The following is a 23,364-nucleotide window of genomic DNA, read 5'->3' on the forward strand; positions in this document are numbered from 1 at the left end:
CGGCTAGGGCTACTTATACGGGTTAATTGCCGCACAAATAAAAAGGCCCATCTCTCGATGGGCCTTTCTTGTTCACCTAGCGTTTGGCGTTACTGCCAGTTGGCCGCAATCACCATATTCAACTGATCACGTTGGTCGGCCGTAAGATTACCCTCGCCACCTGGCGGCACGCCGAAGGAGGCCATAGCATCGACTAGGTTCTGCACCTGACCATCGAGCAAGGTTCTACCATCGGCCGTCTTGAACTGGTCCAGATGGAAATTGCTACCGGAGTACCAACTACTGATGCTCGCCTTGTCGCCGGTACCTATGATGCTGACTTCCAGACTAGAACCGCTCTTTCTAAACCACAGCTGTACCATCGATATGCCATCGCTAAAAAGTAAGGTATCTAGGCTATCGGGGGAACTGTCGTTGTTGGTAATGCGGTCCTGCCCCGACCCAACACCAAACCTATAAGTATCGGAACCCGCCCCACCATCAAGGCTGTCGTTGCCGGCACCGCCGTCCAGAACATCATTACCGGCCCCGCCATAGAGCCGGTCATTGCCGTCACCACTGAACAGGACGTTATCAGCGCTGTTGCCACGGATGTTGTTGTCCAGCTCGTTGCCGCCCCCCATCACTGCGGTGCTGCCGGTCAGGATCAGGTTCTCGATATTGGTACCCAGGAAGAAATCTACGCTCGACTTAACCGTATCAATACCCGCATTAAACTCCTCGACCACCACATCCCCAGTCGAATCGACCGTATACAGGTCATCACCCGCACCACCGGCCATAAAGTCATCGCCCGTGCCGCCATTCAGGCTGTCGTTACCTTCGCCGGCATGCAGACGATCATTACCAGCGCCACCCTGCAGATTGTTATTACCCTCGAAATCAAACAGATGGTCATCACCTTCACCGCCCGAGAGACGGTCATTGCCCGCCATTCCCATCAGATGGTCATCACCGGCGCCGCCTTCGAGTGTGTCGTCACCCTCTCCGCCCTCCAGCATGTCATTGCCGTCGCCGCCGTTCAGATAGTCATTTCCGGCCTGGCCAAGCAATTCATCATCACCTGCGTTGCCGTAGAGACGATCATCACCCTCGCCGCCATCAAGGCGATCATTGCCATTGCCGCCACTTAGACGATCATTGCCTTCACCACCAAACAGTCGGTCATCTCCCGCGCCACCCTCTAGGCTGTCATTGCCGTCACCACTGAACAGGACGTTATCAGCGCTGTTGCCACGGATGCTGTTGTCCAGCTCGTTGCCGCCCCCCATCACGGCGGTGCTGCCGGTCAGGACCAGGTTCTCGATATTGGTACCCAGGAAGAAATCCACGCTCGACTTAACCGTATCGATGCCACCGTCAAACTCTTCGACCGCTACATCACCAAACGAGTCGACCGTATACAGGTCATCACCCGCACCACCGACCATAAAGTCATCGCCCGTGCCGCCATCCAAGCTGTCGTTGCCTTCGCCGGCATGCAGACGGTCATTGCCAGCGCCACCCTGCAGATGGTTATTGCCCTCGAAATCAAACAGATGGTCATTACCTTCACCGCCCGAAAGACGGTCATTGCCCGCCATTCCCATCAAATGATCATCACCGGCGCCGCCTTCGAGCCTGTCGTCACCCTCTCCGCCATTCAGTATGTCATTGCCGTCGCCACCGTTCAGGTAGTCATTTCCGGCCTGGCCAAGCAATTCATCATCACCTGCGTTGCCGTAGAGACGATCATCGCCCTCGCCGCCATCAAGGTGATCATTGCCATTGCCGCCACTTAGGCGATCATTGCCTTCGCCGGCATGGAGACCGTCATTGCCAGCTCCGCCCTGCAGATTGTTATTGCCTTCGAAATCAAACAGATAGTCATCACCTTCACCGCCCGAAAGACGGTCATTACCTTCACCACCAAACAGCCGATCAGCGCCCAATCCACCGTTCAAATAGTCGTCACCGCTGCCGTCATGCAATTCGTCGTTACCATCACCGCCATAGAGCCGGTCATTACCGTCACCACCGAACAGGACGTTATCTGCGCTGTTACCACGGATGATGTTGTCCCGTTCGTTGCCGCCCCCAATCACTGCGGTGTTGCCGGTCAGGGTCAGGTTCTCGATATTGGCACCCAGGAAGAAATCCACGCTCGACTTAACTGTATCAATACCCGCATTAAACTCCTCGACCACCACATCCCCAGTTGAATCGACCGTATACAGGTCATCACCCGCACCACCGGCCATAAAATCATCGCCCGTGCCGCCATCCAAGCTGTCGGTGCCTTCGCCACCGATTAATCGATCATCTCCTGCTAATCCAACTAGATGATCATTGCCTGCATTACCTGTAAGAGTGTCGTCTAGGGAGGTGCCAATCAGAACATCATCATGCTCCGTACCCAGCAATGTGACAGCGACCTGACCTGGATCATATATTTGCCCCTGAACCCCTTTGTAACTTGACCAGGACACAAGAAAACGACCATCGGCCAACGTAACCAATTGCGGACTGTCGGGAAAACCCTCAGGCCAGGTTATTACAGAAAAATCCTCGCCATCCTTATTGCCATTGGGACTGAACATCTGACATCGAATAGTTTTAAAGCCACCGCTGCCCGCGAGTGGAGCATCCTCCCAAGCGATAACAAAGCGCCCATCAGCCAAGGCAGTCACCGTAGGATTATGTTGCCAACCATCAGTAGTGGAGTTCACTAAAAACTCTGAGGCAGACCTACTGCCATCCGCATTGAATATCTGCGCACGCACCTCATGGTTATTGTTGTAGGCAACCACAAATCGCCCATCAGCCAGCACAGCGACTTCCGAGTAGGAGCCAAAATCGTTCACTGTAGTATTAACTACAATCTCCTCCCCCACTTTTCCAGCACCGCCATTAAATACTTGCGCTCGGACTTCGCTACTTAAATTCTTAGCATTCAAGTCCGCCGCATATGTAACAACAAAAATTCCGTCAGCCAGCGCACTCACCGAGGGCGCATATTGCGAATTAGCTGTAACAGTATTTACCAGGAACTCGCCCCCCGACTTGCTACCATTCGCCTCAAATACTTGCGCACGCACAGCCGAACCACTGCTATCGTCCTGACTTTCGCTACCATCGGCCCACGCTGCGACAAACCTCCCATCCGGCAAAGCACATAAGGCAGGACTATGCTGCCAACTTTCTGTTGTTGTATTAACCAAAAACTCACTATTTAATTTACCCCCATCCGAGTTGAATAGCTGAGCCCTTACTTCAGCACTGTTATTGCCATCCATGCCTTGATCAATACCTCCCCAAGCGACGACAAAGCCCCCACCAGCTAATGCCGTCACCACAGGATCACCACGCAAAGCGCCCATGCTGCTGACGAAAAAATCTGCGCCCACCTTACTACCGTCTGAATTAAACAGCTGCGCCCAAACTTCGCCACTCTCGGAGCCCTGAACTTCAAGAGCCCATACAGCAATAAATCGACCACCTGTCAATAAGGCTAACTCTGGATGGCCTTGTTTTCCCTCAGTATTACTTAAAAGAAATTTACTTCCTGATTTTTCCGGCGTAGACATCTATAGCTCCTTAATAGAATTTACATCCCAACCTTGGTTTACACTCATTACAAAAGCATTATTTTCCAGGGACTCCGAATTGATGCAGTAAATTTGAACAACAGCTACTAAACACAACAGAAAAGCACACAGGCCTTACCGATAGCAAAAATACACCCACACGGTAAAGCGCGCAAAACCTAATAGGGATGATTGAAGTAGCCATGTATTTCTAGCTGACTTCACCATTGTTGATTTTTAAAAAAAATCGATCAGATATTCCGCTCAGTTCAGTATTTTTAGCCGCTGCGAGCACCTCGCAGCGGCTATTCTCCGCATTACAGGCGCACCTATCCTGCTCTTGCATTCGCCAGTAAATGTCTGCGCGCCATCCACAGTTTCGACAGCGCGATCAGCGTCACCAGTTGGGCCGTGTTCTTCGCCAGGCCACGAAAGCGCGTTTTCACATAACCGAACTGGCGCTTGATCACCCCAAACGGATGCTCGACCTTGGCGCGCACCTGCAGCACATAAAGGGACAGATTTATTTCTATCTGAGCACATAAAATCGCTCTGTTTACCCCATTACCCTTGGCGCATTTATACCGCGCTCCCAGCAGTGGATATCGCCATTAGAGTGGGTTACGTCGCTGCGCGGCCCACCCTACCGCTCGTCCAAACTTTCCGCCGCGTGCTGTTGCAAGGGGCTTAGGAAGTAATCGATAACCTTCCTCTTATCCGTCTTCACTTCCGCCCTGACCGCCATACCCGGCGACAGCGCGATCTTGTTGGCCCCCACCTGAATACTGTCCTGCTTCAGTTGAATGCGTGCGCTGTAGACCAAGCCCAGCTTCTCGTCTTCGATGGCGTCGTTGGAGATGCTGATCACGATGCCGTCCACCACGCCGTATTTGGTGAAGCTGAAGGTCTCGACTTTGATCTCGACGGTTTGCCCTGCCCTCACAAAGCCAATGTCTTTGTTCTCTAGCATGGCTTCCACTTCCACCGGCTGGTCGCTGGGCACGATGACCATCAGTGGCTGGGCTTCGGTAACTACCCCGCCATTGGTGTGGATTGCCAGTTGCTGCACGGTGCCGTCTACTGGGGCGGTGAGGCGCCTTAGGCTGTCGCGTTGTTGAGCCTTCCTAAGCTCCTGGGTAAGTGCAGCGGCGCGTTGTTCGGATTCGTGTTGCAGATCGAGCATGGCGCGGCGGGTTTGCGCGATCACACTGTTCTGTTGGCTTTGTGCGGCCTTTTTCGCAGCACTGAGTTCGCGTACGCGCGATTGTTGGGTGCCCAGCTCGCGCTCCTGATCGAGGAGGATCTGCTGCTTTTCCAGGTAGGCATGTTTGGCAACAAACTGTTTGTCGAGCAGACGCTTGTAGTCGGCGGCCAGTTCGCGAGTGATCGGCAAACTTTGCTGCAGCGAGGCCACCGTGCTTTGCGCCGCCTGCATTTCGGCACTGCGTTGCTCAATGGCGGCTGCGCTTTGCTCCAAGGTGCTTTGCAGCTCTAGGTATTGACCTTGCAGCCAGCGCTGCGCCGCTAATTGCTGTTCGGCGCTGGCATGGGGAATCAGTTGCGCCAGGCTGGCGGGCGACGCGTTGGTCTGAATCGCCTCAAGCAAGGCTGTTGCGCGAGCACTGTCGATTTGGGCCGCAAGCAGGTCGCCGTTCAGGCGCTCGACATCGGCGCGGGTCTGACTGGTGTCCAGCTCAATCAGCAGGTCACCGATTTTGACTTGCTGCCCGTCGTACACGTGAATGGCTTTGACTACGGCCACTTCACTGGGCTGGATAACTTTGCTCTTACCGCTGGGCACGATCTTGCCACTGGCTGTGGCCACCACATCAATTTCGCCCACACAGGCCCACAGCAGGGTCAGGGCGGCAAAGGCCATGATGATCCATTGGGTATAGCGTGGCGCTGGATGCACCGGCTGTTCCTGCAAGGCCAACGCAGCCGGCAGAAATTGCACTTCGTGGTTTAGCCGCGCCGGCGCGTCCATGGCTTTGCGGTTTTGCCAGGAGTGTCGCCAGGCCTGGCGGTAGCGGTTAAGCAAGTCACGTTTAGCGCTCATGCGGCACCGCCGTGTTGCAGGCGGTGTAAGCGCGAGTAATGCCCCGCTTGATGAGTCAGCAGTTCGTTATGGCTGCCTTGCTCGACGATCTGGCCGCGGTCCATCACCAGGATGCGGTTGGCGTCGCGTACGGCAGACAGCCGGTGGGCGATGATGATCACCGTACGGCCTTTGCAGATGGCCTGCATGTTCTGCTGAATGATGCGTTCGGACTCGTAGTCCAAGGCACTGGTGGCTTCGTCGAAGATCAGGATGCGCGGGTTGCCGATCAGCGCGCGGGCGATGGCGATGCGTTGGCGCTGACCGCCGGACAGTGAGGCGCCGTGTTCACCGACTACGGTGTCGTAGCCTTCCGGCAGCTCCAGGATAAACTCGTGAGCACCGGCCATCTTGGCCGCCTGCATCACCGCTTCGATGGGGGTGCCCGGGTCAACTAGGGCAATGTTCTCGCGGATGCTGCGGGCGAACAGCATGTTGTCTTGCAGCACCACGCCGATCTGCCGGCGCAGGGAGGAGACATCGGCCAGGGCCAGATCCATGCCGTCAACCAGCACGCGGCCCCGCTCGGGGGTGTAGAGGCGCTGCAGCAATCTTGTCAGGGTGCTTTTGCCGGAGCCGGAACGGCCGACCACGCCAATCACTTCACCCGCTTGGATGGTCAGGCTGATGCCGCGCAGCACTTCCGAGCCATCGGGGCGATAGCGGAACTGCACTTGATCAAACTCAACATCGCCGCGCAAGGGTGGCAGCGCGCTACGCGAGTCCTGAGACAGTTCTGTACGGGTATTGAGAATGTCGCCCAAGCGCTGCACGGAAACGCCAGTCTGCTGGAAGTTGGTCCACAACTGAGCCAGTCGCATGATGGGTTGCGACACCCGGCCAGCGAGCATGTTGAAGGCGATCAACTGACCGACACTCAGGTCACCCTCAACCACCAAGCGCGCGCCCAACCATAGGGTCGTCACGGTTACCAGTTTCCCGATAAAGCCGACACTTTCATTGGCGATGGTCGAAAGGGTTTGAGTCTTGAAGCTGGCGGCCACATAACCGGCCAACTGGTTGTCCCATTTGCGGTTGATCTGCGGTTCCACCGCCATCGACTTGAGGGTGTCGATGCCGTTTATGGTTTCCACCAGAAAGGCCTGGTTTTCCGCGCCACGGGTAAAGCTCTCGTTTAGGCGCGCCCGCAACACCGGCGTGATCAGCAACGACACAATGAAGTACAGCGGCAGCGACAAAATCACCACCAGGGTCAGCCAGCTGCTGTACATAAACATCACGGCAATAAACACCACCGAGAACAGCACATCCAGAATCAGGGTGATGCTGTTGCCGGTGAGGAAGCTACGGATGTTTTCCAGCTCGCGTACGCGTGCAACCGAATCACCGACCCGCCGTGCCTGAAAATAGGCCAGTGGCAAAGTCACCAGATGGCGGAACAGTCGCGAACCCAGTTCCACATCAATGCGGCTGGCGGTGTGGGCGAAGACATAGCTGCGTAAGCCACTGAGCACGGTCTCGAAGATCATGATGCCAAGCAGGCCAATTGCGATCACGTCCAAGGTGGTCAGGCCGCGGTGCACCAGCACCTTGTCCATCACCACCTGGAAGAACAGTGGCGTGAGCAGTGCAAAAATATTGAGGACAAACGACACCAGCAGCACTTCGCCGAGCAGCTTGCGGTACTTAACAATGGCCGGGATAAACCAGCTGAAGTCGAAACGCGCCAGATCGCCAGCCAGCGAGGACTCAGAACGAATGAGGATCAACTCGCCGGTCCAGCGCGCGTCCAGATCTTCGAGACTCAACACTTCAGGCCGCTGTGCCTGCGGGTCATGGATCAGTGCTTTACCGTCATCCAGGCGGGCGATGATAAAGAAGCGCCCATCGCCATCAGCGGCTATGGCCGGCAACGGTGTATGGCTCAAGCGGGACAGCGAGCTGCGTGCAGACTTGGCTTTTAAACCAAGCTTCTTGGCCGCCAAGAGCACCTCAGTGCGACCAAACAGACGGCCGTCTTCGGCGTATTCGTGGATGAGTTGTTCGGGGGATGCAGCGACGTTGTGGAAACGTGCAAGCATTACTAGGCAGGCAAGGCCCGTGTCGAGCGGGGCTGGCTCGGAGAAGACTTCTGGCATTTGCATCCTTGCAATGTGCAAAATTTTATTGCAGTTGTCAGCAATACCGCCAACTGCTCTATCCATGAACTTATGCCGAACAGCGAATTGCTCTCGTCAATAAGTTGCGAGGAGGCTTTTTACGTAATGGCGAGGTGCCGGTCAAATGTTCTAGGCAAAAAAGCGGGCCAGATCACCTCCCACACTTAAAAATGCCGTTGACCATCCATCCCCTCTCCGACCTCCTGACACAACTGTCCGGCCAACATGCCCAGGGTCATCAACGCCCGCTCAGCCTCACGGTTCCACGGGATGCCACAATTGAGGCGGATGCAATGGTTGAACTGCTCGGTGGTGCTAAAGATCAACCCCGGCGCAATGCTGATGCCCTGCTGCAGGGCACTTACGTGCAGGTCCTTGGTATTAACCCGCGCGGGTAGGCTGACCCAGAGAATAAAACCGCCCTTGGGCCGGCTCATCTGCGTGCCTTCGGGGAAATACTGCTGCACCGCCAGCTGAAAAGCGCTGAGGTTCTTGCGGTACTCCTGACGGATAAAGCGCAGGTGGCGGTCATAGCCGCCGTTTTCCAGATACGCCGCCACCGCCATCTGGGTCACGCTACACGCCGAGTGGGTGCTGAAGGTCTGCAGGCGCTGGATCTCTTCTTGATACTTACCCGCGATGATCCAGCCGATGCGCACACCAGGTGAAAGCGTTTTCGAGAAACTCGAGCAGTACACCACTCGCCCTTCTCGATCGTGAGATTTGAGCGCTTTGGTCGGGCCTTGTTCAAACATCAGCTCACCGTAGATATCGTCTTCGATGATCTGAATATCGTAGTCACTCGCCAAACGCAGCAGCTGACGCTGACGCTCTTCGGGAATGGTGCCACCCAGCGGGTTACTCAACCGTGCAGTCAGTACCAGCGCCTTGATCGGCCACTGGTTGGCCGCCAGTTGCAAGGCCTCCAGACTGATGCCGGTGGTCGGGTCGCTGGGAATTTCGATCACTTTCAAACCGAGCAGATCGGCAAGTTGCAGCAGCCCATAGTAGGTCGGTGATTCGGCGGCGATCAGATCACCGGGTTTTGTCAGCACGCGCAGGCTCATCTGCAGGGCATCGACGCAGCCATGGGTGATCACCACCTCAGTCGGATCAACCACTACGCCGGCATCGCGCATGCGGATCGCCACCTGACGGCGCAGCGGTTCGAAACCTGGGCTGAACATATAACTAAAGGCTCGCGCGCTATGGAAGCGGGTAACCTTGGCCAATTGCTGGTGCAACGCGCGCACCGGTAGGTAATCCACATGCGGCACCGCCGCTCCGAGGGGGAACACACCCTCGCGGCGCGACTCAGCAAGCACCTGATTGATGATGCTGCTGCGCGTCACCAGGCCAGGGCGCTCTACGCGGGCGATATCCGGGGTTGGCGCAGTCAGGGCCGGAGTCTGGTGCACATAGAAACCGGATTGAGGGCGCGCGCGAATCAAGCCCTGATCTTCCAGATTGGCGTAAGCCTGCAACACGGTAGCGTGGCTGACGCTGAGCTGCGCACTCATCTTACGCACCGAGGGCACCCGCTCGCCGGGCTGGTAAACACCACGGCGGATGTCTTCCGCCAGCTGTTGAGCGATGCGCTGATAAAGCAACAGATTGGTCATGACCGCGTTCCTGCTTGACTGAACCGTAACAGTAAACCGGCAATATGAAATTGCACCGGTACAGCTCAGTTAATTGTGGGCGATACAATTGCAATCCGCCAGGACTGTAACGGAGCAATAGCAATCAGCTAAAACTGTGCTAGAGCACTCCGCAATCGACAACGAGTGTTCGGCGCGCTTTTAAACGCCGCATTCGGGGCTGTTAGCCTGAATGGCGGGCAATAAAAAGCCCCGGTAAACCGAGGCTGTGCACTGCGCGAGGCAATCTAGCGTGAATCGCCCAGGCGACCCTGTTCATCAGAGAAGACAATCTCGACCCGACGGTTCTGCGCGCGCCCCTTGACGGAGGCATTCTCGGTAACCGGGAAGCTTTCGCCATGCCCCTGCACCGTGATGCGTTTAGCCTCAATGCCGAGATCAACCAGCACGTCCGCCACCGCCTGCGCGCGAGCACGCGAGAGTTGCAGATTTTCCTGAGCATCACCACGGCTGTCCGTGTAACCCTCAATGCGCACGACACGGCGCGGATTGAGCTGGAGGAACTGCACCAATTTGAGCACGGTGCGATTGGCCGAGGCCTTGAGGTCAGAGTGACCGGCATCGAACAGCACATCCCCCAGGGTCATCACCAGGCCACGTTCGCTCTGGCTGGTGGCCAAGCTGACCATCTGCTCTTCGAGCCAATTACTCTGATCCTGCACGCTGAGCAACTTAGCTTCACGCAACGCCAACTGCAGACGCTGGCGCTCCAACTCTAGCTTGACCGCACGCTCTTGGTTCAGGTTAAGCGTGCTCTTTTGCTTGGCGATCGCACTGTACTGCTGGCTGAGATAAGCATAATGCGCGACATCATCGGCGCTGCCCCAGTAGCTCGACAGTCGCTCGGCTTTGGCCAGCGACTCGCCGGCGCGGATCAGATCCTTGGGTGCGCTGCGCAGCACATCAGGATCTTCCTTGACCTGCTGAAAGGCTGTATCCGCGTCTTTTAGGGCCAGGTCACTGGACGTGTGCGATGACGCACAGCCGCTCAACAATACCGCAGCGAAAACAGCGCAAAAGCTTAACTGAGCAGGCTTCATTGCAAGCCTCCCAGCTGTTTGCGCAAGCGGTTGATGGCATTACTCAACTCGGCCAGCTGCATCTGGCTTTTCTGGGTCAAGTGCTCTGCTTCGGCGAGGCGCGCATCCAATTCAGCCTGCTCGGCATACACTCGCGCCTGCTTGAAATCTGTGCCTTGCATGGCCGTTTGCGCCAGGGCGAGCTTTTTCTCAGCCAAAGCCAACGAAGCCGATTGCTCAGCAGAAACACCCAGAGCTTGGGCTTGGCTAAGCGCCTGCTCAGTCAAGCGCAGCTGTTCATTAGGCGCAGGGGCCGATGCACAGGCGCTGAGCATGAACGGCAGCAGTGCCGCACAAATATGTCGATAAATCACAGAATTCCCCTACTGTTCAGCGTCACCGGCGGGGGTGGGCTGTTGATCTTTCCAGCGCTGCAAGTTGCGCTGCAACAAGGTTTCAGGCAAACCGCTGGCGACTGCCTCGGTCATTTTCTTCGCCAACATGCCGCGCAGCCAAGGGTCGTTGCAGGCCGAGTTATGTGACAGCGTCAGGTACAACCCTTCACTGGAGATCGGCGGGTCGAGTACCAGCAGGTCATCCTGTATGCCCAAGCTATCGGCCAGTGCCTGCCCGGGATAGCGTTCATACAGCACATAATCGGTACGCCCCAACAGCAGCTTCTGGAAGGCCTGGGTCAGGCTGGATACGCCTTCCAGAGTCAGATTGCTCTTGGCGTAGGCATCGAACTGCTGGCCAAAACTGTTGTTGACCAAGGTATCGCCCGTACGATCGCGCAGGTCTTCCCAGCCGGCATAGGGAAACTCGGCACCACGATGCACCCACACCACACTGGAGGTGTAGTAGAACGCTGGATGTACATAATCCATCACTTGCAGACGCGGCAGAGTCAGGAATGCGCCGGCAATCAAGTCAACACGTCCAGTTCTGACTTCATCCTGCGCACGCGACCAGGGCCCGGTATAGATGATGTCCACCACCACACCCAACTCTTTGGCCAGGTGCTGGAGCAAGTCAGCATTGGCACCGATCAATTGCTGAGGATTCTGCGGGTCGCGCCAGAGGTATGGCGGGTACTCCGGATTACCGGTAGCCACCAGGCGCTCGCATTTGCCGGCGGCAACGGCAAACGCCGGCATCAGCAGTGCAGCGAACAGCAGGAGAAACGACCTATAAAAACCACGTTCGAGCATTGGCGACTTCTCGGCTTAACCTTGGATGGGCGTCTGGGCCATACATCGGAAGACTTCTAGATCATGCTAGCTTAATACGCATCCATACGAATTCGCGATAAAGACTAACCATGAAAAAACTGATTGCAGCATTGATGCTACTGCTCGCTGGCACCGCCGCCCTGCTCTACCTGTCACCCGCCGCCTTATTGACGAGCATTCAGCTGCTGGAGCGACAGCGTGCCGGACTAAGCCTGAAGCATATCAGCGTGGGCGATCTTAGCATTCATTACTACGAGGGCGGCCCAAGCAGCGCACAAACCATTCTGATGGTGCACGGCTTTGCCGCCAACAAGGACAACTGGCTACGTTTCGCAAGACACCTTAGTCAGGATTACCGAGTTATTGCCCTCGACCTGCCCGGCTTCGGCGCCAGCGACAAACCTGCCGGTAGCTACGACGTGGGCACCCAGACCGAACGCCTGGCCAGCGTGATTGATGCATTGGGAATTGCACAGCTGAACTTGATCGGCAATTCCATGGGCGGACATATCAGCGCGCTATATGCCGCACGCTACCCTGAAAAAGTGTTGACGCTGGCCCTACTAGACAACGCCGGCATCACCTCATCGCAATCTAGCGAACTGCTGCAAAGGCTGCAGCGCGGCGATCCCAATCCGCTGGTGGTGAAAAAACCCGAGGATTTTCAACACCTGCTCGACTTTATCTTCGTGCAACCGCCCTACCTGCCGGAATCGCTCAAAGGCTATTTTGCCGAGCAAGCCATCGCCAATAGCGCACATTACGACCAGGTGTTTGCCCACTTGGTCGGGCGCTATATTCCGCTGGAGCCGGAGTTACCGAAGATCCAGGCACCCACGCTGATCATCTGGGGCGCAGAAGACCGAGTACTGCATGTATCAAGCATTGAAGTGATGCAACCTCTGCTGCGCAAGCCACACGTGGTGATCCTGCCTGACACCGGGCATGCGCCGATGATTGAGCGCCCGGAGTTGACGGCACACCACTACCGCGCCTTTCTCCAGGCCGCACAGAACTAACGAAACGACCCAGCATAAAAAAACCCGCTCAATGAGCGGGTTTTTTCTGGGCGGGGGAACCGGTTAAACCAGTTTTTCCAGCTCAGGTACAGCGTCAAACAGATCAGCCACCAGACCGTAATCGGCCACCTGGAAGATCGGCGCTTCTTCGTCCTTGTTGATCGCAACGATCACCTTGGAGTCTTTCATGCCGGCCAAGTGCTGGATCGCGCCGGAGATACCGACGGCGATGTACAGCTGTGGAGCAACGATCTTGCCGGTCTGACCGACCTGCATATCGTTCGGTACGAAACCTGCGTCGACTGCGGCGCGCGAAGCACCTACAGCCGCGCCCAGCTTGTCGGCCAGGGCGTACAGGTGCTTGAAGTTGTCACCGTTTTGCATGCCACGGCCGCCGGAAACGACGATCTTGGCAGCAGTCAGTTCAGGACGGTCGGACTTGGCCAGCTCTTCACCGACAAAAGCCGATTTACCAGCGTCAGTTGCGCCGCCGACTGCTTCAACGGCAGCAGAACCACCTTCAGCAGCAACCGGATCAAAACCCGTGCTACGCACAGTGATCACTTTCACGGCAGCCGAAGACTGCACAGTAGCGATGGCGTTACCGGCGTAGATCGGACGCTTGAAAGTGTCAGCGCTTTCAACAGCGATGATTTCCGAGATCTGATCAACGTCCAGCGCAGCGGCAACGCGCGGCAGGATGTTCTTACCGTTGCTGGTAGCAGCAGCCAGGATGTGGCTGTAGCCCTTGCCCAGCTCGGCAATCAATGGCGCAACGTTTTCCGGCAACTGGTGAGCAAAAGCAGCGTCGTCAGCAACCAGCACCTTGGCCACGCCAGCAATTTTGCCAGCAGCTTCGGCGGCTGCGCCGCATGCGGCACCGGCAACCAGAACGTGGATGTCGCCGCCGATCTTCGCAGCAGCTGCCACGGTGTTCAGCGTGGCAGGAGCCAGGGCGGCATTGGTGTGTTCAGCGATAACCAGGATAGTCATTTAGATTACCTTCGCCTCGTTCTTCAGTTTCTCGACCAGTTCAGCCACGGACTTGACCTTGATACCAGCGCTGCGAGTAGCAGGCGCTTCGACTTTCAGGGTCTTGACGGTGGAAGCAGTGGAAACACCCAGGTCAGCCGGGGTAACGCTTTCCAGCGGCTTCTTCTTGGCCTTCATGATGTTCGGCAGCGACGCGTAGCGCGGCTCGTTGAGGCGCAGATCGGTGGTCACGATAGCCGGTAAGCTCAACGCAACAGTCTGCAGACCGCCGTCGATTTCGCGGGTTACGTTAACCTTGTCGCCAGCCACTTCAACCTTGGAGGCGAAGGTGCCCTGGCCAAAGCCAGTCAGCGCGCCCAGCATTTGCCCGGTTTGGTTGTTGTCGCTATCGATGGCCTGTTTGCCCATGATCACCAACTGCGGTTGCTCTTTGTCGACCACTGCCTTAAGCAGTTTGGCCACAGCCAGGGAGTTCAGCTCATCGCTGGACTCAACCAGAATGGCGCGATCAGCACCCAGCGCCAGCGCGGTACGCAACTGCTCTTGAGCAGTGGCCGGGCCGATGGTGACGACAACGATTTCGCTCGCCACGCCTTTTTCTTTCAGACGTACAGCTTCTTCCACGGCGATTTCGCAGAAGGGGTTCATCGACATCTTGACGTTGGCAAGATCAACGCCGCTGTTGTCCGCTTTGACGCGAACTTTGACGTTGTAGTCGACCACTCGTTTGACAGCTACAAGAACCTTCATGGATTCCTCGTTACTCTCCGGTGAATAAGAATGTCGCCAGAAGCGAACATGGCGGGAACAGCAGGCCGGCCGGAACCGGGAGTCGGCCAATAACGGCAGACATAAAACCGCCCACATCTTGACCGCACGACCTAGACTGGTCAATACAACGGAGCGGCCAATCGTCAGCGATGTAGTAAGATTCTAACAGCCCTACAGAAAATTCAAACAAACGTTTGTATTGGCCCATTCGAAGGGTCTGGATATAATGCGCCAGCATCGCTCACGGAACGAGCTCGATCGCCAAATAAAATTAGAGAGCCCTGAGTAGGAGATAGCCTGTGGAACGCGAATTTATGGAATTCGACGTCGTCATCGTCGGCGCCGGCCCAGCTGGTTTGTCCGCCGCCTGCCGACTGAAGCAGAAAGCCGCCGAAGCCGGCAAAGAAATCAGCGTCTGCGTGGTCGAAAAAGGCTCCGAAGTCGGCGCACACATTCTGTCCGGCGCGGTGTTCGAACCACGTGCATTGAACGAACTGTTCCCTGACTGGAAAGAGCTCGGCGCACCGCTGAATACCCCGGTCAAGCGCGATGACATCTACGTACTGACCAGTGCGGAAAAATCTACTCGGGTGCCCGACCTGTTTGTGCCCAAGACCATGCACAACGAAGGCAACTACATTATCTCGCTGGGTAACCTGTGCCGCTGGCTGGCTCAGCAGGCAGAGAATCTCGGTGTAGAAATCTACCCTGGCTTCGCCGCTCAGGAAGCGCTGATCAACGAAGCAGGCGCGGTCTACGGCATTCTCACCGGTGACCTCGGCGTCGACCGTGAAGGCAACCCGAAAGAGGGTTATTACACCCCTGGCATGGAACTGCGTGCCAAATACACCCTATTCGCAGAAGGCTGCCGTGGCCACATCGGCAAGCAACTAATCAAACAATACAACCTCGACTCCGAAGCCGACGCCCAGCATTACGGCATTGGCATCAAGGAAATCTGGGACATCGACCCCGCTAAACACGAACAAGGCCTGGTCGTTCACACTGCCGGCTGGCCGCTGGATATCGTTGCCAGTGAAAACACCGGCGGCTCCTTCCTCTACCACCTGGAAAATAACCAGGTAGTAGTCGGCCTGATTGTCGATCTGTCTTACAGCAACCCGCATCTTTCGCCGTTTGATGAATTCCAGCGCTACAAGCATCACCCGGTGATTGCCCAGTACCTGGAAGGCGGCAAGCGCGTTTCTTATGGCGCCCGCGCCATTTGCAAGGGCGGCCTCAACTCGCTGCCGAAGATGGTCTTCAACGGTGGCGCCCTCATCGGTTGCGACCTTGGCACCCTGAACTTCGCCAAGATCAAGGGCAGCCACACCGCCATGAAATCCGGCATGCTCGCTGCCGACGCCGTGGCTGACGCACTGTTTGCTGGCAAAGAAGGCGGTGATCAGCTGACTGGCTACGTAGACGCATTCAAGGCCAGCTGGCTGTACGACGAGCTGTTCCGCAGCCGTAACTTCGGCCCGGCACTGCACAAGTTTGGCCCGCTGATCGGTGGTGGTATCAACTGGCTCGACCAGAACATCTTCGGTGGCAAGATTCCTTTCACCCTGCATGACACCAAGCCGGATTACGCGTGCTTGAAGCTAGCTGCAGACGCGCCGAAAATCAGCTACCCGAAACCCGACGGCAAGCTCAGCTTCGACAAGCTCAGCTCGGTATTCCTCTCCAACACCAACCATGAAGAGGAACAACCCTGCCACCTGAAGCTCACCGACCCGAGCATTCCGCTGGACAAAAACCTGCCGATGTACGACGAACCGGCACAGCGTTACTGCCCGGCCGGCGTATACGAAATCGTGACCAAGGAAGACGGCGAGAAGAAATTCCAGATCAACGCGCAGAACTGCGTGCACTGCAAAACCTGTGACATCAAGGACCCTGCCCAGAACATCAACTGGGTCGCCCCTGAAGGCACAGGCGGGCCTAACTACCCCAACATGTAAGAACCGCCTCGTATCGCTGCGCGTCGGCGAGAAAAGCTCTTAAAGCACGGAAAAGGCTCTCTCGGGAGCCTTTTTTATTTACATTGTCCCGTCCTGAATAAGGTTTACACCTTTATGTCCTTTTTCAGGAGAGTTCCATGACAGAAGGTGAACGACGCAGTCAGCGAGATTATTCGTTGGCTTTTAAACTGGCGATTGTCGATCAGGTCGAAAAAGGCGAACTTAGCTACAAAGCAGCTCAAGACCGCTATGGCATCCAGGGACGATCAACCGTGTTGGTTTGGTTGCGCAAGCATGGTCGTCAAGATTGGAGCCAAGGCGCCTCCATCCGAGCTGGCAGGAGCCGTGTCATGACCGGCCCCAAGTTACCGCTGACTCCCGAGCAGCGCATCAAAGAGCTGGAGCAGCGGCTCGAAGTGGCGACACAGAAAGCCCAGCTTTTCGAAGCCGTGGTGGATGTATTGAAGACCGACTACGGTGTCTCGATCGTAAAAAAGCGACCCGGCAAGTCCTCACGCATAGACACGTCGAAGGGCTAACTATTGGCAGGGCTTGCCAGTTCATGGGGATTAGTCGTCAGGCTCACTACAAACGCAATCGAGCGATTGACGGTAGGACAGATGAAGCAGAAAGCGTCGCGCGGTACGTTCGCCACATTCGGATGCGCCAGCCGCGAGTGGGCACCCGCAAACTGCATTATCTTCTGCATCAACAATCGAACCCTGAGCTGAAAGTAGGCCGTGATCGACTCCTCAGCATCTTGGCCGAGCATCGTCTACTGGTGCTGCCCAAGAGGGCATACCACAAAACCACGCAGAGTTTTCATCGCTTTTATCGGCACCCCAACCTGCTCAAGGAAGGGCCTGGACAGGTGATTGCAACAGCCTCCGAAGATGTCTGGGTGGCCGACATCACGTATCTCCCCGGGCAGCGTGATCCGTTGTATTTGAGCCTGGTTACAGACGCGTTCTCACGCAAAATAGTGGGTCATCACGTGCACCAAAGTCTGCATGCAGACTCCGTTGCTAAAGCCTTCACGGCGGCGTTACGTACACGGCGTAAAGCAGTTCGCTGATTCATCACTCAGATCGTGGGATCCAGTACTGCTCAGCGCTGTACCAAGCGTTGCTCCAACGCCATGAGGTGCGCTGCTCAATGACTGACGGCTATGACTGCTACCAGAATGCGCTGGCTGAGCGGGTGAATGGGATTTTGAAGATGGAGTTTTTGCCTGAGCGCTTTGAAAGCCTTGAACAGGCCCGACAGCTCGTTGGTGAGGCTGTGCATATCTATAACACCGAGCGACCCCATTTAGCCCTGAAATACAAAACGCCCGATGCAATGCATCGGGCGCTGTAGGCCTCACGGGCTAGCTGAAACGGTGTAAACCTATTTAAGGACTAGACACATCTCACTCAATTGGTAAGTACCCGCGCCAACACGGCCTTTACCGTACCCATACCCTCATCCAGCGCGCGCTCGATTTCGGCCATGGTAATCAGCGCGCGGGACTTGCCAGCAGCCGGGTTTACCACCAACGCCAGGCAGGCATAAGGCAGCGCCAGTTCACGGGCCAGCACCGCTTCAGGCATGCCGGTCATACCGACGATGTCGCAGCCATCGCGCTCCATTCGCGCGATCTCGGCAACGGTTTCCAGTCTCGGTCCCTGGGTGCAGCCGTACAAGCCGTGGCTGCTGAACGTACAGCGCTCAGCAGTCAGCGCACTGGCCAACTTGGTGCGCAGCCCAGCGTCATAAGGGTGGCTGAAATCGACGTGCGTAACGTGCTCCAACTCCCCTTCGAAATAAGTGTGCTCACGACCATAGGTGTAGTCGATGATCTGGTGCGGCAAGCAGAAGTGTCCGGTCCCCATAGCCGAGTGAATACCGCCCACCGCATTCACCGCGATAATCGCCTTGGCACCCGCCTCGCGCAACGCCCAGAGGTTGGCCCGGTAATTCACCTGATGCGGAGGGATACGATGGGGATGCCCGTGACGCGCCAGAAACAACACTTCACGACCGGCATAGTCGCCTCTGAGCACCGCCGCAGAAGGCGCGCCATAAGGCGTATCGATATGCAGCGCCGCCTTGATGGTAAGCCCATCCAATTTGGTCAGGCCGGTACCGCCGATAATCGCGTAAACCGTCATGTACTTATCCTCAATCGATTAATTGCGCGGCACGCAGGCTGCCAATCGCGGCCAGCCAACGTGGATCCTGCCGATACTCAACACCCGGATAAGCCTGCCGACGCATACGCGCCAGGCCCTTAGGCGGCAGCACCTTAAGCCGTTGCAAGGCAGTCAGAGCCAACTCTGCAGCAGCGCGGTCATTACACACCAAGCCCATGTCGCAGCCAGCTGACAACGCGGCCTCGATACGACAAGCAGCATCACCCACAACATGGGCGCCAGCCATGGACAGGTCATCGCTGAAAATAACCCCATCGAAGCCCAACTCTCCACGCAGGATTTCCTGCAACCAGCGTCGCGAGAATCCGGCCGGGCCAGCATCTACTTGCGGATAGATGACATGGGCCGGCATCACGGCGGCCAGCTGTTGACTCAACTGACGGAACGGCACGAGATCCGTCGCTCGAATCTCGTCCAAGCTACGCTCGTCTACCGGGATAGCGACATGGGAGTCGGCCTCAGCCCAGCCGTGGCCAGGGAAATGCTTGCCACAGGCCGCCATGCCCGCCGCGTTCATGCCTCGAATAAACGCACCGGCCAGCAAGGTGGCACGCTGTGCATCGCCCTCAAAAGCACGGCTGCCGACCACCGCACTGCGTTGATGATCGAGGTCCAGCACTGGTGCGAAACTCAAATCCAGCCCCACTGCCAATACCTCGGTGGCCATGAGCCAGCCGCACTGCTCAGCCAGGTGCTCGGCATTGGCGTTATCGGCCAACGCGCGCATCGCCGGCAAACGCACAAAGCCCTGGCGTAAACGCTGCACTCGGCCGCCTTCCTGATCCACCGCCAGCAGCAAATCGGGGCGCACAGCACGAATGGCTGCAGACAATTCACGCACCTGACGTGGGTCTTCGATATTGCGCGCAAACAGAATCAAACCACCAACCTGAGGCTGACGCAGGATCTGCCGATCCTCAGCGGTCAGCCATGTACCGGCGACATCCAGCATCAATGAACCGTGCATGGGTGAACTCACAATCAATCCTTAATAAAGAGGCGCAGCAGCCCAGACCGGGCAAGCAGCCTCATCAATCTGAACCGCACAGTGAACCGGCACCCGCGCAAATAGCGCCAACACGTCGCTGTTGCGCATGCGCACACAGCCGTGCGACAGCGCTACGCCCATGGGCTCACTGTCCGGCGTACCGTGTATGTAGATGTAGCGGCGGAAGGTATCGACCTGGCCCAAACGATTGCGCCCAGGCTCGCGACCACTCAACCAGAGGATGCGGCTGAGAACCCAGTCACGCCCGGGAAACTGTGCATGCAATTCAGGCGACCAGACTTCGCCGGTCCAGCGCCGCCCGCGTAGCACCGCTGCGCCTGGCAAGCCATCACCTATCTTCGCACGCACCTGATGCAAGCCTCTGGGCGTGCAGCCGGAACCATTTTGCTCGCCAGAACCATTAAGCGCGGTGGAGACAGGCAGACGCACTTGCAGCTGCCCATTGGCAAAGCCATACAGACACTGATCAGCGAGGGAGATATGGAGGAAATCGAGGACACTCATGGGCAGCTAGCTTAGCGGATAGCATCCACCAAGCCCACCCGAGCAAGTCAAACTTTACTAGGAATAACTGACGCTTTCGCACGTGGCCTGAGCTGGGCACTGGCCAACGCTTCGTCGGTCAGGCCGGTTTCCGAACGCATACCCGCAGCCAGGAACGGCACCATCAGGCGCATGACCTGCTCGAGCGAGGTACTCACACCAAAATCAGTTTCGGACATGGCCCGTAGCGCCTTGATCCCCGACATGCTGAACGCTGCAGCTCCCAGCATAAAGTGCACACGCCAAAACAACTCAAGCGGCGGAATACGCGGAGCGGCTTCATGCACCAACTGCATGTAACGACGGAACACCTTGCCGTAAACCTCTTCCAAATACTTGCGCAGGTGACCCTGACTCTGGCTAAACGCCAAACCCAGCAAGCGCATGAAGATTGAAAGATCGTTACCACTGCGCGGCTTTACCGCCAATGCCTGCTCGACCAGCAACTCAAGCAGTTCTTCCAGGCTAACTTTGCTTTCCGGCTTAGCCTGCCGGCGATCCAGCTCACGTTCCAGGCTTACGCAGAAAGGCCCGAGAAAGCGTGAAAAAACCGCCTGAATCAGGGCCTTCTTGGAGCCGAAATGATAGTTCACTGCGGCGAGATTGACTCCCGCCTTGCTGGTGATCAAACGCAGAGAGGTTTCAGCGAAACCCTTCTCCGCAAAAAGCTGCTCTGCCGCATCGAGAATGCGTTCAACGGTTTCCGACTGGGCCATGACTCTTTTCATCTGAACAAACACTTGTTTGAAACATACGTTTCAGCTGCCCGCCTTGTCAAGCCGGACAAACCATCTTGTGGCCGGGTAGTCACACACACCTGACTGAACACAGCCGTCCTAACTAGACGCCCAGTGGACACCGCAAGTAACAGTGCAGTGCAGCCAACCTAAAGAAGGTGAATTGAGTAGAGATCAGAACGCAAGGATTGCCAATCGTCGATCACTGTATATAATCCCAGTCACTGTACAAAAAAACAGAGCCGACCATGCTAAAACTAACGCCGCGCCAAGCTGAAATTCTCGCCTTCATCAAGCAATGCCTTGAAGACAACGGCTACCCGCCTACCCGTGCGGAGATCGCCTTGAAACTGGGGTTCAAATCACCCAATGCAGCGGAAGAACACCTCAAGGCCCTGGCTCGCAAGGGTGCAATCGAAATGACCCCGGGGGCTTCGCGCGGCATTCGCATTCCAGGTTTTGAACCTCACGCCGAGGAAGATGAAGGCCTGCCGGTGATTGGTCGCGTCGCCGCAGGCGCGCCGATTCTGGCGCAGCAACATATCGAAGAGTCTTGCAAGATCAATCCAGACTTCTTCCACCCCAAAGCCGATTACCTCTTGCGTGTACGTGGCATGAGCATGAAAGACATCGGCATCTTTGACGGTGACTTGCTAGCCGTACATACCACACGTGAGGCCCGGAACGGGCAGGTGGTAGTGGCACGCATTGATGATGAAGTCACGGTCAAACGCTTCAAGCGTGAAGGTAACAAAGTCTGGTTGATCGCCGAAAACCCGGAGTTCGCGCCGATCGAAGTAAACCTGGAAGAACAAGATTTGATTATTGAAGGCCTAAGCGTCGGTGTTATACGCCGCTAGCAGGGCATTAAAAAAGCAGGTGGGGCCTTTCTAACGCACTATCGATAACGCAGGCGGTTTGCTAACACCTGCTGGTGGAGGATCTATGCAGTTCCCGCAATCACTGGACCGTACACAACTGCCGCTGTTCGATGCGTTTATGGCCTCGACAGTGCCACCATTACTTGCCGATAGCAGCGAACTGCCTTGGCAGGATAGCGAGGGCGATGCATTCAGTGAGTTGTCGCTACGCGGCCCCGCAGGGCATTGCCTCAATCTACTTGCACCCATATTGCGTGAGCTCAGCGAGAACCACGACGAGCGCTGGCTGACCCTTGTAGCGCCGCCCTTAAGCCTGACTCAGAGCTGGCTTCGCGAGGCAGGCCTTAACCGCGAACGCATCCTGCTGCTGCACCCGCGCGGCAAGCAGAGCGCATTAGAATTAGCGCAACACGCTCTGAAACTGGGGCGTAGCCACACGGTCGTCAGCTGGCTGCATCCGCTTGAGCGCCACGCACGTCAACGCCTCGAGCACGCGGCCCGCCAAGGTACGGCGCAAAGCTTGAATATCAGCTTGGGATGATTAGTCACAGAGGCGCACAAGGATTGTGCGTGTCAGCCGTCAGATAGAGTCAATATTTGCTGTGAGAAGGGTCTGCGTAAGGGCAGTAGCATTTTAAAGCAGCACTCAGCCGAACTCTGCAATCAATGCAGAACCCGCGGCCCTTCTTCATGTTGAAAGTTATTTTCTGCCAAACGACCAGCCATCTGCACGCCTACGTTAAGCATGGCCTTGGCCACCTCGACATGCTGGCCCTGTAGGAACGCTTTGGCGTCGGCAGAAAAATCCAGCACCACTAACGACTCTTCATCCTCTGCTCGGCGCAAAGCAATGCGCCCATCAGGCAGTTCGACAATTTCTAGGAAGGATGTAGGCATTGGTTTAGCTCTCCACGTAAGACCACCATTGTAACAGCCGACCTAGGCTCCCCCTAGTCCGCCGGTCCAATCAGCGGCTTACCACTCGCTCAATGTTTCCCGAAAGCGCTGCGCTAGAGCCTTCAACTGCTGCCGCCACGTCTCCAAAGCCTGATGAGCTAGAGGCTCAACTTCTTCGTCGAGGCTGATCGCTGTGATTAGCGCTGTAGTCGGGTCAACTTTGCTTTTCTTGCCGGCTTGCGGTGGCTGAAAAAGCGCTGCATAGGCATTGAGCAACTCAGTTACCCAGCTACCGGGGGACTGCGCCAGCTCAACCAGCTCACCTAACTCCTGACTCGGCGCAGCGCTCAGCACCGCTGACGTGAGAAAGCTTTCAACGCGCGGGGCCGCACTGTCGGGCAAACGATAGTAACCAGCAATTTCATGGCACAACCCAAGCAGAGCACCATAAAGATGGAACAGCGCTGCTTCGCGCTCTGCCTGAATCAAAGCCAGCGCATTCATGCTTTGCGCTTGTTCGGCCTTACGCCAGGACTCCAGTGCCAAGCCTGCATAGAAAATTTTCTGATTGGTACGGGTATAGAGTTCATTGGCCATAGCGGCACCCTCCAAAACGGATCGAATAAACAAACGCGCGCCTGACAACAGGCGCGCTCAGC

Annotated in this window: 19 protein-coding genes and 2 pseudogenes; 5 read left to right on the plus strand and 16 right to left on the minus strand. The window is 56.6% G+C overall.

The features are described 5' to 3' along the window. Nucleotides 1-89: 89 nt before the first annotated feature. From D8779_RS13965 to D8779_RS14000, 8 genes and pseudogenes are all read right to left on the minus strand, one after another. Nucleotides 90-3,566, minus strand: coding sequence for a calcium-binding protein (locus D8779_RS13965; RefSeq protein ID WP_136665075.1), 3,477 nt, complete (start codon nt 3,564-3,566; stop codon nt 90-92). 329 nt (nt 3,567-3,895) lie between these two features. Next, nucleotides 3,896-4,069: pseudogene (locus tag D8779_RS13970) on the minus strand (transposase); the annotation flags it as partial. 140 nt (nt 4,070-4,209) lie between these two features. Then, nucleotides 4,210-5,625, minus strand: a complete 1,416-nt coding sequence (locus tag D8779_RS13975) for an HlyD family type I secretion periplasmic adaptor subunit (protein WP_136665076.1) — start codon at nt 5,623-5,625, stop codon at nt 4,210-4,212. Continuing rightward, a complete protein-coding gene (locus tag D8779_RS13980; RefSeq protein WP_167492576.1) occupies nt 5,622-7,763 on the minus strand; it encodes a type I secretion system permease/ATPase in 2,142 nt (713 codons plus the stop codon). Before D8779_RS13980 ends, D8779_RS13975 begins: the two co-directional genes overlap by 4 nt. A 185-nt stretch (nt 7,764-7,948) precedes the next feature. Next, on the minus strand, nt 7,949-9,406 hold the full coding sequence (locus D8779_RS13985) for an aminotransferase-like domain-containing protein (RefSeq protein WP_136665078.1): 1,458 nt from the start codon (nt 9,404-9,406) through the stop codon (nt 7,949-7,951). Nucleotides 9,407-9,672: 266 nt separating this feature from the next. Next, nucleotides 9,673-10,485 (minus strand): OmpA family protein, encoded by an 813-nt coding sequence (locus D8779_RS13990; RefSeq protein ID WP_136665079.1) that lies wholly within the window; start codon nt 10,483-10,485, stop codon nt 9,673-9,675. Beyond that, a complete protein-coding gene (locus tag D8779_RS13995; protein WP_405120628.1) occupies nt 10,482-10,838 on the minus strand; it encodes a DUF4398 domain-containing protein in 357 nt (118 codons plus the stop codon). The genes D8779_RS13990 and D8779_RS13995 overlap by 4 nt, the downstream gene beginning before the upstream one ends. A gap of 9 nt (nt 10,839-10,847) precedes the next feature. Then, a complete protein-coding gene (locus tag D8779_RS14000) occupies nt 10,848-11,675 on the minus strand; it encodes a substrate-binding periplasmic protein (RefSeq protein WP_136665080.1) in 828 nt (275 codons plus the stop codon). 110 nt (nt 11,676-11,785) lie between these two features. Between D8779_RS14000 and D8779_RS14005 the strand changes: the two genes are divergently transcribed. Next, nucleotides 11,786-12,715 carry an alpha/beta fold hydrolase gene (locus tag D8779_RS14005; RefSeq protein ID WP_136665081.1) on the plus strand — a complete coding sequence of 310 codons (930 nt, stop codon included), beginning with the start codon at nt 11,786-11,788 and terminating at the stop codon, nt 12,713-12,715. A 63-nt stretch (nt 12,716-12,778) separates the two neighbouring features. On the opposite strand, the gene D8779_RS14010 is transcribed toward D8779_RS14005, so the two are convergent. Next, nucleotides 12,779-13,708, minus strand: coding sequence for an electron transfer flavoprotein subunit alpha/FixB family protein (locus D8779_RS14010; protein ID WP_136665082.1), 930 nt, complete (start codon nt 13,706-13,708; stop codon nt 12,779-12,781). Continuing rightward, on the minus strand, nt 13,709-14,458 hold the full coding sequence (locus tag D8779_RS14015) for an electron transfer flavoprotein subunit beta/FixA family protein (protein WP_136665083.1): 750 nt from the start codon (nt 14,456-14,458) through the stop codon (nt 13,709-13,711). It lies immediately after the preceding gene. A gap of 320 nt (nt 14,459-14,778) precedes the next feature. Here D8779_RS14015 and D8779_RS14020 point away from each other — a divergent pair, with 320 nt between their 5' ends. Next, the gene (locus tag D8779_RS14020) at nt 14,779-16,443 is read left to right on the plus strand and encodes an electron transfer flavoprotein-ubiquinone oxidoreductase (protein ID WP_136665084.1); all 1,665 of its coding nucleotides are present in this window, start codon (nt 14,779-14,781) and stop codon (nt 16,441-16,443) included. A 137-nt stretch (nt 16,444-16,580) separates the two neighbouring features. Beyond that, a pseudogene (locus D8779_RS14025) lies at nt 16,581-17,802 on the plus strand (IS3 family transposase). A gap of 56 nt (nt 17,803-17,858) precedes the next feature. On the opposite strand, the gene D8779_RS14030 reads toward D8779_RS14025, so the two are convergent. From D8779_RS14030 to D8779_RS14045, 4 genes are read right to left on the minus strand one after another with little or no spacing between them, the layout of a single operon-like run. Continuing rightward, the gene (locus D8779_RS14030) at nt 17,859-18,596 is read right to left on the minus strand and encodes an S-methyl-5'-thioinosine phosphorylase (RefSeq protein ID WP_136665085.1); all 738 of its coding nucleotides are present in this window, start codon (nt 18,594-18,596) and stop codon (nt 17,859-17,861) included. Between the two features lie 10 nt (nt 18,597-18,606). After that, entirely contained in the window at nt 18,607-19,605 is a 999-nt protein-coding gene (nagZ, locus tag D8779_RS14035) for a beta-N-acetylhexosaminidase (protein ID WP_167492577.1), read from the minus strand. A 21-nt stretch (nt 19,606-19,626) separates the two neighbouring features. Next, nucleotides 19,627-20,151 carry a L,D-transpeptidase gene (locus D8779_RS14040; RefSeq protein WP_136665087.1) on the minus strand — a complete coding sequence of 175 codons (525 nt, stop codon included), beginning with the start codon at nt 20,149-20,151 and terminating at the stop codon, nt 19,627-19,629. A 47-nt stretch (nt 20,152-20,198) separates the two neighbouring features. After that, on the minus strand, nt 20,199-20,906 hold the full coding sequence (locus D8779_RS14045) for a TetR/AcrR family transcriptional regulator (protein ID WP_136665088.1): 708 nt from the start codon (nt 20,904-20,906) through the stop codon (nt 20,199-20,201). Nucleotides 20,907-21,175: 269 nt separating this feature from the next. Here D8779_RS14045 and lexA point away from each other — a divergent pair, with 269 nt between their 5' ends. Next, nucleotides 21,176-21,787, plus strand: a complete 612-nt coding sequence (gene lexA / locus D8779_RS14050) for a transcriptional repressor LexA (protein ID WP_136665089.1) — start codon at nt 21,176-21,178, stop codon at nt 21,785-21,787. A gap of 85 nt (nt 21,788-21,872) precedes the next feature. After that, nucleotides 21,873-22,349, plus strand: coding sequence for an SOS-induced cell division inhibitor SulA (gene sulA / locus D8779_RS14055; protein WP_136665090.1), 477 nt, complete (start codon nt 21,873-21,875; stop codon nt 22,347-22,349). Between the two features lie 122 nt (nt 22,350-22,471). Here the strand turns inward: sulA and D8779_RS14060 are convergent, their stop codons facing one another. Both D8779_RS14060 and D8779_RS14065 read right to left on the minus strand, forming a co-directional pair. Then, the gene (locus D8779_RS14060; protein WP_090238248.1) at nt 22,472-22,705 is read right to left on the minus strand and encodes a hypothetical protein; all 234 of its coding nucleotides are present in this window, start codon (nt 22,703-22,705) and stop codon (nt 22,472-22,474) included. A gap of 78 nt (nt 22,706-22,783) precedes the next feature. Beyond that, nucleotides 22,784-23,302 (minus strand): DUF6586 family protein, encoded by a 519-nt coding sequence (locus D8779_RS14065; protein ID WP_136665091.1) that lies wholly within the window; start codon nt 23,300-23,302, stop codon nt 22,784-22,786. Nucleotides 23,303-23,364: the final 62 nt, after the last annotated feature.

The organism is Pseudomonas leptonychotis, assembly GCF_004920405.1.
GTDB classification, from domain to species: Bacteria; Pseudomonadota; Gammaproteobacteria; order Pseudomonadales; family Pseudomonadaceae; genus Aquipseudomonas; species Aquipseudomonas leptonychotis.

What these genes read in the sequence shown, in the direction of transcription:
- D8779_RS14040 (WP_136665087.1), bottom strand. Translation starts at nt 20,151, where the DNA reads ATGAGTGTCCTCGATTTCCTCCATATCTCCCTCGCTGATCAGTGTCTG.
- D8779_RS14015 (WP_136665083.1), bottom strand. Translation starts at nt 14,458, where the DNA reads ATGAAGGTTCTTGTAGCTGTCAAACGAGTGGTCGACTACAACGTCAAA.
- D8779_RS14030 (WP_136665085.1), bottom strand. Translation starts at nt 18,596, where the DNA reads ATGACGGTTTACGCGATTATCGGCGGTACCGGCCTGACCAAATTGGAT.
- D8779_RS13990 (WP_136665079.1), bottom strand. Translation starts at nt 10,485, where the DNA reads ATGAAGCCTGCTCAGTTAAGCTTTTGCGCTGTTTTCGCTGCGGTATTG.
- D8779_RS14045 (WP_136665088.1), bottom strand. Translation starts at nt 20,906, where the DNA reads ATGGCCCAGTCGGAAACCGTTGAACGCATTCTCGATGCGGCAGAGCAG.
- sulA (WP_136665090.1), top strand. Translation starts at nt 21,873, where the DNA reads ATGCAGTTCCCGCAATCACTGGACCGTACACAACTGCCGCTGTTCGAT.
- D8779_RS14005 (WP_136665081.1), top strand. Translation starts at nt 11,786, where the DNA reads ATGAAAAAACTGATTGCAGCATTGATGCTACTGCTCGCTGGCACCGCC.
- D8779_RS13980 (WP_167492576.1), bottom strand. Translation starts at nt 7,763, where the DNA reads ATGCCAGAAGTCTTCTCCGAGCCAGCCCCGCTCGACACGGGCCTTGCC.
- D8779_RS14065 (WP_136665091.1), bottom strand. Translation starts at nt 23,302, where the DNA reads ATGGCCAATGAACTCTATACCCGTACCAATCAGAAAATTTTCTATGCA.
- nagZ (WP_167492577.1), bottom strand. Translation starts at nt 19,605, where the DNA reads ATGCACGGTTCATTGATGCTGGATGTCGCCGGTACATGGCTGACCGCT.
- D8779_RS13985 (WP_136665078.1), bottom strand. Translation starts at nt 9,406, where the DNA reads ATGACCAATCTGTTGCTTTATCAGCGCATCGCTCAACAGCTGGCGGAA.
- D8779_RS14060 (WP_090238248.1), bottom strand. Translation starts at nt 22,705, where the DNA reads ATGCCTACATCCTTCCTAGAAATTGTCGAACTGCCTGATGGGCGCATT.
- D8779_RS14010 (WP_136665082.1), bottom strand. Translation starts at nt 13,708, where the DNA reads ATGACTATCCTGGTTATCGCTGAACACACCAATGCCGCCCTGGCTCCT.
- lexA (WP_136665089.1), top strand. Translation starts at nt 21,176, where the DNA reads ATGCTAAAACTAACGCCGCGCCAAGCTGAAATTCTCGCCTTCATCAAG.
- D8779_RS13965 (WP_136665075.1), bottom strand. Translation starts at nt 3,566, where the DNA reads ATGTCTACGCCGGAAAAATCAGGAAGTAAATTTCTTTTAAGTAATACT.
- D8779_RS14000 (WP_136665080.1), bottom strand. Translation starts at nt 11,675, where the DNA reads ATGCTCGAACGTGGTTTTTATAGGTCGTTTCTCCTGCTGTTCGCTGCA.
- D8779_RS13975 (WP_136665076.1), bottom strand. Translation starts at nt 5,625, where the DNA reads ATGAGCGCTAAACGTGACTTGCTTAACCGCTACCGCCAGGCCTGGCGA.